Genomic DNA, 17118 nt, shown 5'->3' with positions numbered 1-17118 from the left:
TTCTTTTTTTATACACCCAAGCCAACCGCGACAAAGGGTATAAAAAGGATTCATCATTAGATGAGTCCTTTTTTTCAACCCATTCAAAGGTATAAAAGGAACCTTTCGAAAGAAAGGTTCCTTTTTTCAATCGTGACAAAGGGTATAAAAAAAGGCTCAACCAAAGGTTGGTCTTTTTTTTGTAATTGGGCGGACAGTCCCTTTAAAAAAAGTTACATTAAAAGAAGAATTTGTCTTGAAGGAGGAGAAAACAAGATGTTCTTGAAGAAATTTGCCTTTATCCTGACACTCGCCCTGTGCGCGTTCTCGTTCGCAGATGAATATCTAGAGTATCCGCCAAAGGTGGACGGCTGCTACCAGATATCCACGGCCCAGGAGATGAACGGCTTTATTCGAATCGTGAACGGGTTTAGTGTCGAGGAGTATTCTCCCGACGGCGAGTTTTGGGACGAAAACGGCGATAGGTTTGACTACGTCCATATAAAAGACTCTACAGCCTGCGGTGTACTCACAGCTGATATCAGTCTTATTGCCGACGAATTTGGATGGGATCCGATGGAGACCTTTTCAGGAACCTTTGACGGAAACGGTCACACGATTTCCAACCTCGGAATTATCGGCGACGACTTCTTTTTTAAGTTAATCGAGGGGACAAAAGAAAAACCGGCGGTTGTCAAAAACGTGGGCTGGGTAAACTCAACCATTGATTCGAGATGGGGAAATATCGGGCTAATTCGTAAGAGCGACGGATACGTCATATTGGACCATGTGTACAATAGCGTTGATTATACCGCTTCCCAAGGCCTGGTTTCGTGCTTTGTCCTTACGCAATATGGCCACTTGACGATTTCCAATTCCTATAACGCGGGAAAGATTTCGTACGATTTTTACGACAAGGAGCAGACTGGCATTTTTGTCGCCGATGCTAGGGGCGTTGTCTCTTTAAAGAATGTTTATAATGTTGCTGGAAGTGCAGCCCTTGTGGGGTATGCACACGATACGTTGCGGATAGTCAATGGGTATACTATTGGGGATGGGATAATTAAACCTCTATATACCCGTAATGAAGAATATGGTTCGTATGCAGTGATTAGATGGGACAATTTCTTCTATCCGGATACAATTAGTTCCTATTATGCGGGAGACCCTTTAGAGGAATTTGCCGACGGCACGATTGCCACAAGGTTGCATTATGCGAATGACGATGGAGAGATATGGGGCCAAAATGTGGGTGTGGATCCGCTCCCGATTTTTAGCGGCAAGGTTGTTGGCTACACGGGTTCTTCGGTTAATATCTCGAAGCTGACGGTAGTCTCTTTTGATGGCGACACCACCTCATATCCCGAGTATTATATCGAAGGCGAAACAAGGCCCTTTAAGTATGTTCCGGCACAAAGGGACGGGTATGTCTTTAGTGGCTGGTTCTACAATACAGATGGTGCCGGGCATCCCGTTGATTCTATATCGTATCGCCTTACCGGTGATTTGACGATTTACGGGAAATGGTGGAAAATTCCCGAGCCTAAGGGAGACTGCTATGAGATTGCTACCATGGACGACCTGTTCGGTTTTGCGGCCATTGTGAACGGTGCTCCCGGAGCGAAAAAGGATTCCCTAGCTTGCGGAAAACTCGTGGCCGACGTCAAGTACGAAAAGAATGATGAGAATGGGAGACTGTGGTGGATTCCCATCCAGGATTTTGCGGGAAGCTTTGACGGCAACGGCTTTACCATTGGCGGCCTTTCGTGGTGGCCAGGATATGATGGGCTTAATCGTGTAGAATCGGCATATGTGGGCCTGTTCGGATCGGTTTCCGGGGGCAGCGATGAAAATCCGGTCGTCATCAAGAACCTTAGATTGCAGGACTGCGCATTTACTGCAAAATGGTACGCAGGTACTGTCATTGGTGGCGTGAAGGATAGTTCCAGGGTTACTCTGGACAGCATTCTGGTGGATGCCATTGCTTGGGGAAATTATAGAATAGGCGGAATTGTTGGCTCTGTTCATTATGGGGCGAAAGTTGTTTTGAAAAATTCCGGCAGGACTGGCGAGATGGGAGGGGACTACGATGTCGGCGGGTTTATTGGCGATATCTGGGATGGCGCGCAGGTGACCATTACCAATAGTTTTGTTGACGGAGATGTGTCTGCGAATGAAAATGGGGTAGGTTCCATGATTGGCATAGTCAATGAAGCTGATGTCCTGATAAGCCAGTCGTATGCTAAAGGTCAGGTTCATGGCTATAGCTATATGGGCGGATTTGTCGGCGGCAACTACGGACATGTCCGTATAGAGAATTCATTCCATGTCGGGGATATCGTCACCGGGAATTCTTGTCCGATTGGGGCCGGTGCCTTTGAAGGCGTCGTGATTGGCGGGTTCGTCGGAGTCGCCGGCGCTCCGTTGTCTATTGTCAATTCTTACCTATTGGGGACTATCCAAAACCACTGCCATCCCATTAGGATTGGAGCTCTGGCGGGAACAATCCGTCCCGATAATGTGCATGCTGATAACGTATTTTACCCTTCTACTTTGATTCCGGATAGTACGGTGAATGGCGTTGACGAAGAAAAATTTGCCAATGGCTTTGTCGCCAATGCTTTGCATCACTATGACAACGGTGAAATCAATGGTTTGATTTGGGGACAAGAGGTGGGCGTTGATCCATATCCCGTGTTTACCTCCGAGATTAAGGGCTATGAAGGCGAACACAAGTATTCGAAGCTTGTCCTGTACACCTATGAAAGTGATCCTGTCAAATATGCGAGCTCCTATGAGGAAGGCGTAGAAACGCAGTTGCCCATTCCGTTTCACGAAGGCTACAATTTCCACGGGTGGTTCGACAACGCTGATTTTTCGGGCGATTCTATCAGCAAGATTAGCGCGACAGCTACGGGCGAACTGCACTATTACGCAAGTTTAGAAATGAGACGGTTCTACTTGGGCGCAGAAATCAACGACGTAGACGGTTGCAGTGGCACCGTAGAAGGCGTGGGGTATTATGACTACGGCTCAAGCGTCACATTGAAGGCTGTACCCGACCCCGGCTGTAAATTGAACGATAGTTATGTAACATTCCAGAACGGCGTGGAAGTTTTTGACAAGGTAACACAGTCTGATACCGTCAGCGCATACTTTACCTGTGAGAAGTACAAGATTATATACCATGAGGATGACCAATTCTTTCCGTACTGGTACGAGAGTCGTTATAGCCATGGAAGCGCCATGGCACTTGTGGTCCTAGATGATCGGACCTGCTATACCTTTGCAGGCTGGTATGACAATGAAGGCCTTGAAGGCGAACCTATTGATTCTATTTCGAAGGGTTCGATTGGCGACAAGGAATTCTGGCCCAAGTGGGTTCTCCGCGACGACAAATCCTGTCCAGAATCCTCTAGTTCCAGCGTGGTCAGCTCGAGTTCCGAACAGCAGTCCTCTTCTTCTGTTTCGAGTTCGTCCAGCTCTGTGCTGTCGAGTTCTAGCGATACGCCAAAATCTAGTTCCAGTTCGGCAAAGTCCAGCTCTAGCGACGCTCCGAAATCTAGTTCTAGCACGGTAGAATCTAGTAGCAGTGCAAAATCTAGCTCCAGCTCGGCAGGGTCCAGCAGCAGCGCGAAGTCTAGCTCGAGTAATGCGCCGAAGTCCAGTTCCAGCAAGACGAATCATATCGCCCTCGTCTGGGATGCGAATATGGTCGTCACTACTGCCGGCCGTAATATCCATATTGACGGTGCGCGAGTCGGCATGCCGCTGGCATTGTTCGATATGCAAGGCCGCGTCATCTATACCGGTCGCACGAGTGCGTCCAGCATGGATTTGCAGGTACCGAGCTCCGGTTCTTACTTAGTGAAAATCGGCTACAGCATGAAGCATGTTCGGGTTAAATAAATCGCGCGAAACGAACCCTCTGCGAGGGTTCTCATCCTATTTTCAGTGAAACAAAAAGCGGGGCCTTACGGCTCCGCTTTTTGTTTCAAGGAGAGAGAGGGATTCGAACCCTCGGTCCTGTGACAGACTCCGGATTTCGAGACCGGCCCATTCGACCACTCTGGCATCTCTCCGAGGTTCGCACAATGTAGTAAAATATTTTTCGGTTGTCTACACCCAATTCTAAAGAAAAACTTGCAACCCTTTGAAAATGCTCCCTTTATTTCTACATTTGGCCGCAAATCCAACAAAACGGATCCAAAAAACTTCAGGTTTATAAGCGCGAGTGCGCTTCGGGGCTTTTCAAGGTTCAGCCGGACAACCGGCATAAGAACCATTCGATAGTGCGGCATGGGCCGCAGATGAAGTTTACGGGTCCTGAAGGCGTATTATGACGAAGAATACTGAAGAACGTATTCCTGAAGAAGCTATTGACCCCAAATCCAAGATTGCCCGCGAAGCAGACGCGTTTTTGAACGCTATTGCAGGCGGTGCCGACGAAGACGAAGCGGATGAAGCCGCGTTCCTGGAACTGAACCCGAACGGAGTAATCGTCGACGAAGAAGGCGACGTGCTCAAGAAGGGCAAGAAATCAGCCATTGAAGTCGGCACGAAGGTCGAATTCGAAGAAGGCGAAGTCGAGCAACCCGAAGATGACTGCGACGAAGACTACGCAGAATCCAAGAAAGACTGCGCCGAACCGATCGAAGAAGAACAACGCGCTGTGGAAGACGCCGCTGACAGAGCTCCGGCCAACGAAACTGTTGCTGAAGAATCCGACATCAATTCTGACGATGAACTGGCCGAAGACACGGAACCCGCTGACGAAGCGCTGGTCACATTCGAAGACCTCGGACTTGCAGACGAAGTTCTTGAAGCCATCAAGGCATTGAACTACGAGACACCCTCTCCCATTCAGGCGAAGGCGATTCCCGCCCTGTTGCAGGGAGCAAACTTGCTCGGCACGGCCCAGACCGGTACCGGCAAGACCGCCGCATTCTCGCTTCCGCTGCTTTCGAGGCTCGACTTTAACGGTCACGAAACCTCGATGCTCGTGCTCACGCCGACCCGCGAACTTGCGATCCAGGTAGCCGAAGCCATCCAGCAGTATGCCGCCAAGATGCCGAAGGTGCATGTGGTTCCGGTTTACGGCGGACAGGACATCGCCGTACAGCTCCGCGCCCTCAAGCGCCAGGCAAACATCGTGGTTGCCACTCCGGGCCGTTTGATTGACCATATTAAGCGCGGCTCCATCGTGCTTTCGGGCGTAAAGGCCATCGTCCTCGACGAAGCCGACGAAATGCTCGACATGGGATTCATGGAAGATGTGGAAACCATCCTCAAGGAAATCCCGGCAAGCGCTCAGCGCGCCCTCTTTAGCGCCACCATGCCTAAAGAAGTCAAGAAGATCATCGAACAGCACTTGGGCGAATACGAAGAAGCCTGCATCGAAGGCAAGACAACGACTGTCGAAAACATCCGCCAGCGTTATTTGCTCGTAAAGAACGAACATAAGATCGAGGCGCTCGCCCGCGTACTCGAAGGCGAAGATTTTGACGGCGTTTTGATTTTCGTGCGCACCAAGCAGAATACGACCGAAGTCGCCGAAAAGCTCGAAAGCCGCGGATTCAACGTGGCCCCCTTGAACGGCGACCTCGCCCAGTCCATGCGCGAACGCACCATCAACCGGCTCAAGATGGGCAAGCTCGACATCGTCGTCGCCACCGACGTGGCCGCCCGCGGAATCGACGTGGACCGCATTACGCACGTGGTGAACTACGACATTCCCTTTGACACCGAATCTTATGTGCACCGCATCGGCCGTACAGGCCGCGCAGGCCGCAGCGGAAACGCCATCCTCTTTATCACTCCGCGTGAAAAGAAGATGCTCAAGATTATTGAAAAGGCAACCCGCCAGCCGATCGAAACGATGGAATTGCCCACCGCCGAAATTATCAGCGCAAAGCGCGTGGCCGCCTTCAAGGACAAAATCAAGAGTGTGATTACCACCGGCGAACTCGACAAGTTCAAGGATCTTGTGGAAAGCATGGTGAGCGAAAGCGCTACAGAAGGTGCAGAACCGCTAACCGCCGCAGACATCGCCGCCGCCGTCATCAAGATTTGGCAGAAAAAGCAGCCGCTGTTCCCGGAACTCAAGCCGCTTGACGTTCCGCGCGAAAGAGGCGAACGTCGCGACCGCAACAACGACAACTTTGGCCTCGACCGCGAAGAAAAGAGCCGCCTCCGCAAGGAACGCAACGAAGGCGCGAACGGCGTCGAAGAAGGCTACTTGCGCTACTACCTTGGCGTGGGCCGTCGCGACCACGTGACGCCGCGAGACATCGTAGGAGCAATCGCCGGCGAAGGCAACATCAGCAGTTCCAACATCGGGCGCATCAAGCTGTTCGACAAATTCAGCACCGTGGAACTCCCCGAAACCATGCCGCAGGAAGTCCTCGACATTTTGGCCGACATGACGATTCGCGGCAATGAATCCAGATTCCGCCTAATGACCGACGAACCTCCCACCGGCCCCGCTCCGGGAACGCGCCCGCGCGCGAGCCGCGAAGACCGTCGCAGTTTCCACCGCAGTGAAGGCCGCAAGGACTTCGGCGACCGTCACGGCAAAAAGTTCGGTGACGACAAGCCTTTCGAAAACCGTAAGGCCCGCCGCGAAAAGATGTTCGGCGACAAGAAATTCGGCAAAAAGGAAGACCGTTTCCACAAAGACCACGACGAACGTAGCTTTGGAGACAAGCCCTTCCGCAAGACGCGTCGTTTTGGAAGAGTTTAAGTAAAGACAAAAGGTTCGCTCCGCCGAGCCTCTTTTTTACTATACTTGCGGCATGACTTTTTCGACTCTCATCGGCATCATTCTGTTGCTCGCCCTCGTCTTTTTTAAGCTTAAGGGCAAATCGCCGAAGAAGAATCCGAAAATGTACCATGGAGACGGCCGTCGCAAAACATTCCGCGATTTTGAGCAGGAACGCCGACGGAATTTCAGCGACCGTGGCGCACCTGGTTTCGACAAACCTTTTGAATTAGGAGGTTACGGTATCACGCACGCGCCTACCCGCAGCGAGAACTTTTTTAAGCCGGACCCAAAATTCAACGACGAACGCATCGCAAACGACCCACGCGGCATTTTTGGCGAAGCAGCCATGATGGCTTTGACCGCACGCGTCTGCGACACCGACAAGCGCAGGTATGTGCTGATGCGAAACCTGTACATTCCCGCCCGTGCTGGCTACACCGAAATCGACGCGTTGCTTTTGCACCAGTCAGGCATTTACGTTCTTGAAAGCAAGAACCTTTCGGGAGAAATCGCAGGCGACCTCGAAAGCGAGCGTTGGAATCAACACTTGAACGCAAGCACCGAGCATACATTCCACAACCCGATTCGTCAAAACATCGGACACATCTTGGCACTAGAACATTTTCTGAAAATTCGCCACGAACAAGCGCACTTTATTTCGTTCGTGGTATTCAGCGACCGTTGCACCTTACGAAAAGTGCCCAAAGACAACGAATTCTGGAGCATCGTCCACTGCAGCGAATTGCAAGACGCTCTACTCAAGCGCATCACGAGCCGCAAGACCATTTACAGCATGCAGCAACTCGAAGACTTTTATTATAAATTGCAAGGCTGCATGAACGTGAGCGAAGAAGTGAAGAAGCAACATAGAGATTACGCCAGCAAAAGAGGGACAGCGCTTTCTTAATTACAAACCACTTCCTACCGCCAACTTCCTACTGCCTACTTCCTACTAATAAATATGAAACAGATTGTAAAGAAAACAGTTCTCGATAACGGAATCACGATTTTAACGGACTACATGCCGCATGCCTACTCGGTTGCAGTTGGCGTCTGGGTGCCGCGCGGATCGCGTCACGAAGCGAAAGACGAATTTGGCCTGAGTCATTTTTACGAACACCTGGTATTCAAGGGAACCGAAAACCGGAGCGCACTAGAAATCGCCCGCGCTATCGAAGACAAGGGCGGAAACCTGGAAGCCTATACCACCCGCCAAGAAACAGGATTCTATGCGCAAATCGAACGCAGCCACTTGCCACTCGCCATCGACGTGATTGCCGACATGCTCATGCACCCGCGCATGGACAAGAAGGAAATGGAAAAAGAACGCCGTGTGATTATCGAAGAAATCCACAGCTACGACGACATTCCCGAAGAAATCGTAGGCGACGTCTTTAACGCCATCCACTTTAAAGGCAGCGGAATCGCCCATTCCATTACCGGAAACATCAAGCAAGTCAAGGCGCTCACGCACAAGCAAATGCTCAAGTACAAGGAACAAGTCGTAAGCGAGATTCCGCTCCTGATTTGCGCCTCGGGTAAAGTCAATCACGATGAACTTGTAGAACTTTGTGCTGAAAAATTCGCACAAAAGAAAGTGAACGGCACCATACCCACCGACATTTACAAGGCAAGCAACAGCGTCAAAGTCGTACAGAAACAAGACATTGCACAATCGAACCTTTTCTGGGGTTTAAGCTTTGACCGAAGCCTGATGGATGAACGCGCCCGCTGCGCCCTTTCGCTCTTTAACGTAGCGATGGGTGCCGGCATGGCCAGCCGCCTGTTCCAAAAAATCCGCGAAGACAAGGGACTTGCCTACTCCGTGTATTCAACCGCCGACGTTTACCTCGACTGCACCGACTGGGGCGTATCCCTCGCCACCGAACCGCACCAGTTGAACACGGCGTTAGAACTTTCTCTCAACGAAATCCGTAACTTCTTGAAGCGCGGATTCAATAAGGGTGAATACGAACGCACCAAGACGAACATCCTCGGTGCCATGTATTTGGGCGCAGACAGTCCCGAAAAGCGCGTTGTGCGCATGGCCGAACAAGTGCTGCACTTGGGCGAATTCCATACCATGGAACAGTCCGAAAAGTTAATCCAGTCCATGCCCGAAGACGAAGTCGTCGCCATAACGAATAAGTTATTCGGCGCAGCTAAGTTCTCGGCAGCGGTAATCGAGCCTGCAAGCAAGAAAAAGACTCAAATTCCGGTACATTTTTTCTAAAGCCCGAAATTAATTCTTATTATTTAAGAAAATAAGGCATTATTATGAGAATTTCTACCAAAGGCCGCTATGCACTGCGCGTCATGATTGATCTTGCTCAACACAGCAAGGACGAATATGTGAAGTTACAGGAACTTGCCGAAAGACAGCAAATTTCTGAAAAATACCTTGAAGGCATTTTAGGTTCGCTCGTTCGCGGCAAACTGCTTACGGGCGCCCGCGGCAAAGCCGGCGGTTACAGGCTCAACTGCGAACCCGCCCAATGTAGCGTATGGCAAATCCTTTCGGTTGTAGAAACATCCGTTTCGCCCGTCGCCTGCCTTGACGAAAAGGAAAACACCTGCGAACGCGCCAACATCTGCATTACGCTCCCGGTATGGAAAGAACTCCATTCCATGATCAAGGATTACCTGGACGGAGTCAAGCTGGACCAGTTTTTACGCAACAGTCCCAAAGCCAAGGGCAAAATTCCTGGCGGAAAGAATTGGAATTGCGGTTTATAGCGCCTAAACCGCTTTTTTTCGAGTACTAGTTATAGTTTAAAACTATTAGTAAGAAAAATGTAAGCAAATTTCTTGCATACCGAATCATTTTCCTATTGATTCGGTGGGATTAAAGTTCTAATTTACCACCTGTCGAACGGATTAGCCGTTCAAAGCAATTAACAAAAAATCGTTCCGAACCAAAACCGGAATGACACGCGAGGAAGAGTCGCAAAGGTAGGATAGCCTATGAGTTGTCGAATGTGTAACAGAACTGAACCGTCCTGGAAAAGCCAGGCATAAAAAACAACAAACCATTTAACGTCCCAGCGGGGACAACAATAAAAAAAAGGAATTTTAACCATGACTACACAGAACAAGCTCCATTTTGAAACTCTCCAGGTTCACGTTGGCCAGGAACATGCTGATCCCACAACCGATTCTCGCGCAGTTCCCATCTACCAGACCACTTCCTACGTGTTCCATAGCGCTCAGCATGCCGCTGACCGTTTCGCCCTGAAGGACGCCGGTAACGTCTATGGCCGTATCAACAACTCTACGCAGGGTGTGCTCGAAGAACGTATCGCTGCCCTCGAAGGTGGTGTTGCCGCTCTCGCCGTCGCTTCCGGTGCAGCTGCCATTACCTACGCCATTACGGCTCTCGCCCGCAAGGGTGACCACGTGGTTGCACAGCGTACGGTTTACGGCGGTACCTTCAACCTGCTGCAGCACACGCTCCGCGACTTCGGTATCGAAACGACTTTCGTTGACACCCACGACCTCAAGAGTGTCGAAGCTGCTGTCAAGAGCAACACGAAGCTCATCTTTATCGAAACGCTCGGCAACCCGCATTCCGACATCCCGGATATCGAAGCCATTTCCGAAATCGCCCACAAGAACAAGATTCCTCTGGTGATCGACAATACCTTCGGTACTCCGTATCTGATTCGTCCGCTTGAACACGGTGCCGACATTGTGGTGCATTCCGCTACCAAGTTCATCGGTGGCCACGGCACGACTCTCGGCGGTATCATCGTGGACGGCGGCAAGTTCGACTGGGCTGCATCCGGCAAGTTCCCGCAGTTCACCGAAGTGAACCCGAGCTACGGAATTCCTTTCACCGCGACGGGCGCCGCTGCTTACGTGATCTACGTTCGCACGATTCTCCTCCGCGACGAAGGTGCTGCCATTTCTCCGTTCAACGCATTCCTCCTGTTGCAGGGTGTCGAAACGCTTTCTCTCCGCCTGGATCGCCATGTGGAAAACACCAAGAAGGTTATCGAGTTCCTCACCAAGCATCCGAAGGTTACCCGCGTGAGCCATCCGAGCCTCCCGAACCATCCGGACCACGAACTTTACAAGAAGTACTTCCCGAATGGCGGCGGTTCCATTTTCACCTTCGACATCAAGGGCGGTCAGGAAGAAGCCTTCAAGTTCATTGACAACCTGAAAATTTTCAGCCTGCTTGCAAACGTCGCCGACGTGAAGAGCCTCGTGATTCACCCGTACACCACCACGCACGCCGAACTTTCTCCGGAAGAATTGGCCGCCGCCGAAATTACCCCGGCAACGATCCGCGTGTCTATCGGTACGGAACATTACGAAGACATTATTGCTGACCTCGAAAACGGCTTTGCCGCAATCTAATTGATTGCATTGAGTTTCCAGTTCCGACGGCGTTTTCACCATTAGGAAACGTTTGTTGGACTGGATTCTTTTTTGAACGCCGTATTGGCGAAAACGGAGAGTATTAAATGATTGACTTCGAATATTATAATCCCGCAAAGATTGTTTTTGGCGAACACAGTGAACAGAAGCTTCGCGAACTTTTGGCTGCATACGGCGTGAAATCGCTCCAGCTTGTTTACAGCGGAGACTTTATCAAGTCGCTCGGCATTTATGACGTGATCAAGGACGCCGTTAAGGAACTCGGGATTCGTTTTTCCGAAAACGGGAATGTGGTTCCGAACCCTTCGATTGACCTGGTGCGCGAACTCGTGAAGCAGGGCAAGGAAAACCAGGTGGACTTTGTGCTCGCGGTCGGTGGCGGAAGTTCCATTGACACGGCGAAGGCTGTGGCGCTTGGCATTCCGTATGACGGCGACGTGTGGGACTTCTTTGAAAAAGGCATCTCGCCCAAGCAGGTTTTGCCGATTGGCGTGATCGCAACGACGGCTTCAAGTGGTTCCGAGACTTCGAACGCAGCGATTCTTTCGAGCGGTGAATGGAAACTCGGCTTTGAAGATGACCGAATCATTCCGAAGTTCGCCATCATGAACCCGAAATACACGGTGGGCCTGCCGGCATACCAGACTTTCGTAGGAATTGCCGATGTGCTTTCGCACTTGCTGGAACGCTATTTCTCTGACGAGAAAAATTCCGACACGACGGACTACCTGATTGAAGGCGCGATTCGCGCATTGCTCGTGAATGCGGACAAGCTCTTGAAAGATCAGAAGGACGTCAATGCCCGTGGTGAAATCCAGTGGCTCGCGAGCGTTGCTCACGGCGGATTCCTGGATGCGGGGCGTCGCGCGGACTGGGGCTCTCACCGAATCGAGCATGAACTTTCGGCGCAGTACAACATCACTCACGGCGAAGGCATGGCCGTGGTAACGGTCGCCTGGACCAAGTATATGGCCGAGAAAAAGCCCTGGAGGCTTGCGCTTTTGGCAAGTAGGGTGTTCGGAGTAGATTCGTTCAACTACAGCGAAACGGAACGCGCTTACATTTTGTCCGAAAAGCTTTCGGCTTTCTTCAAGAAACTGCACCTCTCAACAACCCTGGCAGAACTCAAGATCGACAACAAGGATTTTGACGCCATGGCCGCAAGAGCCGTAAGAAACGGCAATGTCGGGCATTATGTACCTTTAGATGCAACCGCAATCAAGGACATTTTGACGTTAGCTTTGTAAATTTTAACAGGAAAAACAATTCAAAGATAAGGATTAAAAACATGTCTAAAATCTATACCTCCGCCGACCAGCTCATTGGTCACACCCCGCTTCTCGAACTCACCCATATCGAAGAAGGCCTCGGAGCCAAGATTCTTGGAAAGCTCGAATACTTCAACCCCGCCGGTTCCGTGAAGGATCGTATTGCAAAGGCGATGATTGACGAAGCAGAAAAGAGCGGTAAGCTCAAGAAGGGTGCCGTGATTATCGAACCGACTTCGGGCAACACCGGTATCGGTCTTGCATCTGTCGCTGCAGCACGTGGCTACCGCATCATCATCGTGATGCCCGAAACCATGAGCGTGGAACGCCGCCAGATTATGAAGGCTTACGGCGCAGAACTCGTGCTGACCGAAGGCGCCAAGGGCATGAAGGGCGCTATCGAAAAGGCCGATGAACTCGCCAAGGAAATCCCGAACAGCTTTATTCCGGGCCAGTTCGTGAACCCGGCAAACCCGGCAGCCCACAAGGCCACCACCGGTCCTGAAATTTGGGAAGACACCGATGGTAAAGTTGATATTTTTGTGGCCGGTGTCGGTACCGGTGGTACGGTGACAGGCGTGGGTGAATACCTCAAGTCCAAGAATCCGAACGTGAAGGTTGTCGCTGTTGAACCGGCTAGCTCTCCGGTGCTTACCAAGGGTACTGCAGGCGCCCACAAGATCCAGGGTATTGGCGCAGGCTTTATTCCTGAAACTTTGAACACCAAGGTGTACGACGAAGTGATCGCTGTCGAAAACGAAGCCGCATTCGAAGCCGGCCGTGAAATCGGCAAGAAGGAAGGCGTGCTCGTGGGTATTTCTTCTGGTGCCGCACTCTGGGCCGCCAAGGAACTCGCGAAGCGCCCGGAAAACAAGGGCAAGACGATTGTCGCACTCCTCCCGGATACCGGCGACCGTTACCTTTCTACCGCGCTCTTCGCAGAATAATTACAATTGAATTGTTACACAGGAGGCCCTTAACGGGGCCTCTTTTTGTTTTTCTATGTTTGCGCCAGGTTTAATTTATGGCGTACAAGAACATCATCTTCGATTTAGGTGGAGTCATCCTCGACATCAACATGCAAAAGGCCCTAGACGGCTTTGCTGCACTCGGGATTCCCCAAAGTGAACTCCGCTTCGATAAAGGTGAAACAGCCGACTTGATGCACCATTACCAGCTCGGGCATTTTGCGACCGATGAATTCTGCAGACTCGTTGCCGCCAAGTGCAATCCGGGTACGACTCCCGAACAAGTCGCACTCGCCTGGAACAGCATTTGCATCGGCATTCCCGAACGAAAGCTGAACGCCATCAAGGCACTTAAGCAACGAGCCAATGTTTACCTGCTGAGCAACACCAACGACCTTCATTGGCAATACTGCCTGGACCATTGGTTCAACGCGGGCGGAAACCGTTGCGAAGATTTTTTCAACCAGGTGTTCTTAAGCCAGGACCTGCACCTCGAAAAACCCAGCGCAAAAATCTTTGAATACGTCACCAAAACAATCGGCGCTGTCCGCGGCACAGAGGTGTCAGGCGACATAACCTCGGACACAATCTTCCTCGACGACAACATCGATAACGTAAATGCCGCAAAAAATTGCGGCATTCAAGCGGAGCAAATCACACCCGATTTCGACTGGTTCGATTACCTTAAAGCGCTTAATTAAAACGCCTGGTAAATCTTGAATATGGCGAGAATCTTTCCGATAATGGCGGGGATTCCCGGGCACAAGAAGCAGAGGATTACGCGAGTCACGCGGTTTTTCCACCAGCGCTTGACCTGCCAGATATCGTCTGTCAATGTTTCCATTTCGGACACGCGCGGCGGGCGCATATAAACCTGCGTGAGCGCCGTAAAGAACCCGACACCAATCAGCGGTGTAAGACCCGTAAACGGAGCTGCGATAAGCGCCACCAGAACTGTCAGCGGATGACCGCCAGCAATGATGGTACCGAGCATGGCTCCACCGCCGGTGAGCATCGCCCACTGCAGGCTGAGTTCGCCCGCCTTTTCGGCACCCGTATGCACGCCCACGGCAATAATACTTGCGATGATTGCAACCGGAATGGCCCAGCCGATAATCTTCCAGATGGGAGCGCTCTTCGGAATCACGCTAATGGATTCTTCGCTCGGGAGTTCGCGGTTTTCTTCGATAATGTGCGCAATCCCGTTCATGTGGCCCGCACCGACAACAGCCACAATCTTTTTGCCCGGAGCGTTCCTGATTTTGCTTGCGAGGAACTGGTCACGTTCGTCGATAAGCACTTGTTTGACTTCGGGGAACGACTTTCCGAAATCCTGCATCATGGCACTCAAGGCATCTTGTTCCTTAATCTTGGCCAAGTCTTCTTCACTGACTTCGGTCTTGTCAAAAATACTTGCGATGAGTCCACCCAAAAGGCTCAACTTACGATACCACGGAGTGCAAGCCCAAGTACGCCTCAAGGTAATCTTGATGTCTCGGTCGGCAAGCACCAGTTCAGCGTTCTTTTCTGCAGCGACATCAACAGCTTCTTTAAGTTCGGAACCAGGCTTCACGCCCGTCTGAGCCCCCATGCGCTTCTGGTAGGACCCGAGCACCAAGTTTGCAATAAGCGTCGCCAACTGTTTTTTCTTGATGACTTGCTTTAAATCAGTCTTTTTCCAGCGGTCCGGATCCTTGATAGAATTCAAACGCCCTTCATCCAATTCAACACAAACTGTATCCGGAGATTCTGCTTCAATAGTCGCCCGAACCAGGTCCTTGGAGGCCTGGGAAATATGGGCGGTACCAATTAGAATAAGCTCTCTATCGTCTTTTTTAATGCGGTAAATATCAGATTTTTCGTTCATCGGACTAAATGATAGCAAGAAAACGGCTTGCAAATTGAAAAAAAATTTTCTTTTTTGTTGACTTTATCAAAAAATGTTTATATTTATATAAAATTTTCGTTTTTCGGAGGTTTGGCCCTATGAAAAAAATTTTGGCATATCTTTCTTTGGCGGCATTGGTTCTGACCGGCTGTGCAGGTTCTAAGTCTGATGACCCGGAAGCCCTTGACAACGCATTGGTCGGATTCACCTCCTGTGTGCAGGGTTCTCGCTGGCAGGAAGCTCTTGAATATGTGACGCCAAGCGAAGCTGACGCAATCGCAACATCCGATGGTTACGAATTCAAAGACGAATACAAGACTGCCGCCCGCAGACTCCCGCTTTCGACACTCCGTAGAGCAGGACTCCAGGTTGACGGCAGAGGCCGTCTAATAGGCATCAAGGACGCCATGGACGAAGCTAACGGCCGCTACGTGATGTCCGAAGAACAGGCCAAGGTTGGTACCAACCTCAAGCAGATGGAAGACGAACGCGTGAAGCGCCGTATTGAACAGGGCCAAAAGATTCTGCAAGAAGAAGAGGAAGAAGCCAACCAGGAACAAGAAGAAATCGTCTATTCCAACAAGCTGACCGAAGAAGAAAAGCGCAAGTACGGTAGCACCCGCGACCTGCAGGCTCCGGAAGCTTACGAAGACGAAAGCACGCAGGAAGCCGAAGAAGAAATCTACGGCGGCGACTACGAAAACCCGTAATGATTAACTTATTAAAAACCATTTCGAAAACGGCGCTATTCAAGGCGTCGTTTTTTGCAGCATTGTTCTGCCTGGCGGCCTGCAATCTTGGCCCAGACCCGGATGCAGACGGAGCCCGCTTCAACAGGCGGTTTCATTACTACTATGTACAGGACTGCCGCTTTGATTCGTTCGGCGCATATGACTGCGGACCGATACACTCCCTGAGCCCCTCCATGACCGTGGGTCTCAGAATCGACAGTGACGGCCTAGCCTCCTTGAACCTCGATGGTGACCGCTATTACTACCTGGAATCGGAATACACCGAAGACTACGACAGCGATTACGGTCCCTTTTTCGGCTTTACGCAAAATGACGACGACCTGACCATCTACAAAAGCGGCGAAGTCATGGCCTATTGGGACAATGCGAACGGCCTTGTAACCTACTACTTTTACGAGATATATGATTGACGACGGGGCTTCAAGTTTCTAATTTTAGCCCCACTCATGAGTAATTCAGAAAATTTTGTTATCGCCCTCGATGGCGGTTCGGGTACCGGTAAAAGTACCACCGCAAAAATCGTGGCAAAGACACTCGGCATCACTTATTTGGATACAGGCGCCATGTACCGCGCCGTGACGCTTGCAGCCCTCGATGCAGGACTTGCTGCCGAAGAAGGCCCCGCGATGGACAAATTGCTCGAAAACCTGACCCTCGGGTTCGATTCCGAAAACCACATCCTCATCAACGGAGTCTGCCGCGAAAACGAAATCCGCGGCATGAAGGTATCGAGCAACGTGAGCATCTACTGCGCACTCCCGTCGGTGCGTGCCGCCATGACCAAGCAGCAGCGCGAAATCGGCAAGAAGCAGAGCTGCATCCTGGATGGCCGCGATATCGGAACCGTGGTGTTCCCCGATGCCAAGTACAAGTTTTTCATGGTGACGGACGTGAAGGTCCGCGCCGAACGCCGCTACAAGGAACTCCTTGAAAAGGGCGAAAAGGTGACTCTCGAAGAAGTCCTCAACAACCTGGTCGAACGCGACCGCCTGGATTCTTCGCGTGCCACCGCCCCGTTAAAGAAAGCGGACGACGCTATTGAAATTGACACTACACACATCTCAATCCAACAACAGGTTCAAAAGATTCTCGACTACGTAGGTGTAGTGGCGTAGCC

The 17118-nt window shown here is 51.1% G+C and carries 13 protein-coding genes and 1 tRNA gene; 12 read left to right on the top strand and 2 right to left on the bottom strand.

The window, feature by feature from the left end; genetic code table 11:
• Positions 1-255: 255 nt before the first annotated feature.
• Positions 256-3888 carry an InlB B-repeat-containing protein gene (locus BUC02_RS07680; RefSeq protein WP_163453343.1) on the top strand — a complete coding sequence of 1211 codons (3633 nt, stop codon included), beginning with the start codon at positions 256-258 and terminating at the stop codon, positions 3886-3888.
• Positions 3889-3976: 88 nt separating this feature from the next.
• Here BUC02_RS07680 and BUC02_RS07675 read toward each other — a convergent pair.
• Positions 3977-4061: transfer RNA gene (locus BUC02_RS07675), tRNA-Ser, on the bottom strand.
• Between the two features lie 257 nt (positions 4062-4318).
• On the opposite strand from BUC02_RS07675, the gene BUC02_RS07670 reads away from it, so the two are divergent.
• The 8 genes from BUC02_RS07670 (at position 4319) to BUC02_RS07635 (ending at position 14062) form a co-directional block, all read left to right on the top strand.
• Complete coding sequence (locus BUC02_RS07670) at positions 4319-6721, top strand: DEAD/DEAH box helicase (protein ID WP_073320930.1); 2403 nt, start codon at positions 4319-4321, stop codon at positions 6719-6721.
• 52 nt (positions 6722-6773) lie between these two features.
• Entirely contained in the window at positions 6774-7649 is an 876-nt protein-coding gene (locus BUC02_RS07665) for a nuclease-related domain-containing protein (protein WP_073320927.1), read from the top strand.
• 54 nt (positions 7650-7703) lie between these two features.
• Positions 7704-8975, top strand: coding sequence for a M16 family metallopeptidase (locus tag BUC02_RS07660; RefSeq protein WP_073320923.1), 1272 nt, complete (start codon positions 7704-7706; stop codon positions 8973-8975).
• Between the two features lie 44 nt (positions 8976-9019).
• On the top strand, positions 9020-9478 hold the full coding sequence (locus tag BUC02_RS07655; protein ID WP_073320920.1) for an RrF2 family transcriptional regulator: 459 nt from the start codon (positions 9020-9022) through the stop codon (positions 9476-9478).
• Between the two features lie 342 nt (positions 9479-9820).
• Positions 9821-11104 (top strand): O-acetylhomoserine aminocarboxypropyltransferase/cysteine synthase family protein, encoded by a 1284-nt coding sequence (locus BUC02_RS07650; RefSeq protein WP_073055991.1) that lies wholly within the window; start codon positions 9821-9823, stop codon positions 11102-11104.
• Positions 11105-11211: 107 nt separating this feature from the next.
• Complete coding sequence (locus tag BUC02_RS07645) at positions 11212-12372, top strand: iron-containing alcohol dehydrogenase (RefSeq protein WP_073320917.1); 1161 nt, start codon at positions 11212-11214, stop codon at positions 12370-12372.
• Positions 12373-12413: 41 nt separating this feature from the next.
• Positions 12414-13340, top strand: coding sequence for a cysteine synthase A (cysK, locus tag BUC02_RS07640; protein WP_073320915.1), 927 nt, complete (start codon positions 12414-12416; stop codon positions 13338-13340).
• A 77-nt stretch (positions 13341-13417) separates the two neighbouring features.
• Entirely contained in the window at positions 13418-14062 is a 645-nt protein-coding gene (locus BUC02_RS07635) for an HAD family hydrolase (RefSeq protein WP_073320912.1), read from the top strand.
• Here the strand turns inward: BUC02_RS07635 and BUC02_RS07630 are convergent.
• On the bottom strand, positions 14059-15228 hold the full coding sequence (locus BUC02_RS07630) for a TraB/GumN family protein (RefSeq protein WP_073320909.1): 1170 nt from the start codon (positions 15226-15228) through the stop codon (positions 14059-14061). The two genes, BUC02_RS07635 and BUC02_RS07630, sit on opposite strands and share 4 nt — an antisense overlap.
• Positions 15229-15347: 119 nt before the next feature.
• On the opposite strand from BUC02_RS07630, the gene BUC02_RS07625 reads away from it, so the two are divergent.
• From BUC02_RS07625 to cmk, 3 genes are read left to right on the top strand one after another with little or no spacing between them, the layout of a single operon-like run.
• Entirely contained in the window at positions 15348-15959 is a 612-nt protein-coding gene (locus BUC02_RS07625) for a hypothetical protein (protein ID WP_073320906.1), read from the top strand.
• A complete protein-coding gene (locus BUC02_RS07620) occupies positions 15959-16411 on the top strand; it encodes a hypothetical protein (RefSeq protein ID WP_073320903.1) in 453 nt (150 codons plus the stop codon). The genes BUC02_RS07625 and BUC02_RS07620 overlap by 1 nt, the downstream gene beginning before the upstream one ends.
• A 36-nt stretch (positions 16412-16447) precedes the next feature.
• Positions 16448-17116 carry a (d)CMP kinase gene (gene cmk / locus BUC02_RS07615; RefSeq protein ID WP_073320900.1) on the top strand — a complete coding sequence of 223 codons (669 nt, stop codon included), beginning with the start codon at positions 16448-16450 and terminating at the stop codon, positions 17114-17116.
• The last annotated feature ends 2 nt before the right edge of the window (positions 17117-17118 follow it).

The sequence above is a fragment of the Fibrobacter sp. UWOV1 genome (assembly GCF_900142495.1).
Lineage (GTDB): Bacteria > Fibrobacterota > Fibrobacteria > Fibrobacterales > Fibrobacteraceae > Fibrobacter.
The sequence above is the reverse complement of the archived record's forward strand: the minus strand, read 5'-3'. Positions and strand labels throughout refer to the sequence as shown.

What these genes read in the sequence shown, in the direction of transcription:
- BUC02_RS07645 (WP_073320917.1), top strand. Translation starts at nt 11,212, where the DNA reads ATGATTGACTTCGAATATTATAATCCCGCAAAGATTGTTTTTGGCGAA.
- BUC02_RS07625 (WP_073320906.1), top strand. Translation starts at nt 15,348, where the DNA reads ATGAAAAAAATTTTGGCATATCTTTCTTTGGCGGCATTGGTTCTGACC.
- BUC02_RS07630 (WP_073320909.1), bottom strand. Translation starts at nt 15,228, where the DNA reads ATGAACGAAAAATCTGATATTTACCGCATTAAAAAAGACGATAGAGAG.
- BUC02_RS07670 (WP_073320930.1), top strand. Translation starts at nt 4,319, where the DNA reads ATGACGAAGAATACTGAAGAACGTATTCCTGAAGAAGCTATTGACCCC.
- BUC02_RS07665 (WP_073320927.1), top strand. Translation starts at nt 6,774, where the DNA reads ATGACTTTTTCGACTCTCATCGGCATCATTCTGTTGCTCGCCCTCGTC.
- cmk (WP_073320900.1), top strand. Translation starts at nt 16,448, where the DNA reads ATGAGTAATTCAGAAAATTTTGTTATCGCCCTCGATGGCGGTTCGGGT.
- BUC02_RS07635 (WP_073320912.1), top strand. Translation starts at nt 13,418, where the DNA reads ATGGCGTACAAGAACATCATCTTCGATTTAGGTGGAGTCATCCTCGAC.
- BUC02_RS07660 (WP_073320923.1), top strand. Translation starts at nt 7,704, where the DNA reads ATGAAACAGATTGTAAAGAAAACAGTTCTCGATAACGGAATCACGATT.
- BUC02_RS07680 (WP_163453343.1), top strand. Translation starts at nt 256, where the DNA reads ATGTTCTTGAAGAAATTTGCCTTTATCCTGACACTCGCCCTGTGCGCG.
- BUC02_RS07620 (WP_073320903.1), top strand. Translation starts at nt 15,959, where the DNA reads ATGATTAACTTATTAAAAACCATTTCGAAAACGGCGCTATTCAAGGCG.
- cysK (WP_073320915.1), top strand. Translation starts at nt 12,414, where the DNA reads ATGTCTAAAATCTATACCTCCGCCGACCAGCTCATTGGTCACACCCCG.
- BUC02_RS07655 (WP_073320920.1), top strand. Translation starts at nt 9,020, where the DNA reads ATGAGAATTTCTACCAAAGGCCGCTATGCACTGCGCGTCATGATTGAT.
- BUC02_RS07650 (WP_073055991.1), top strand. Translation starts at nt 9,821, where the DNA reads ATGACTACACAGAACAAGCTCCATTTTGAAACTCTCCAGGTTCACGTT.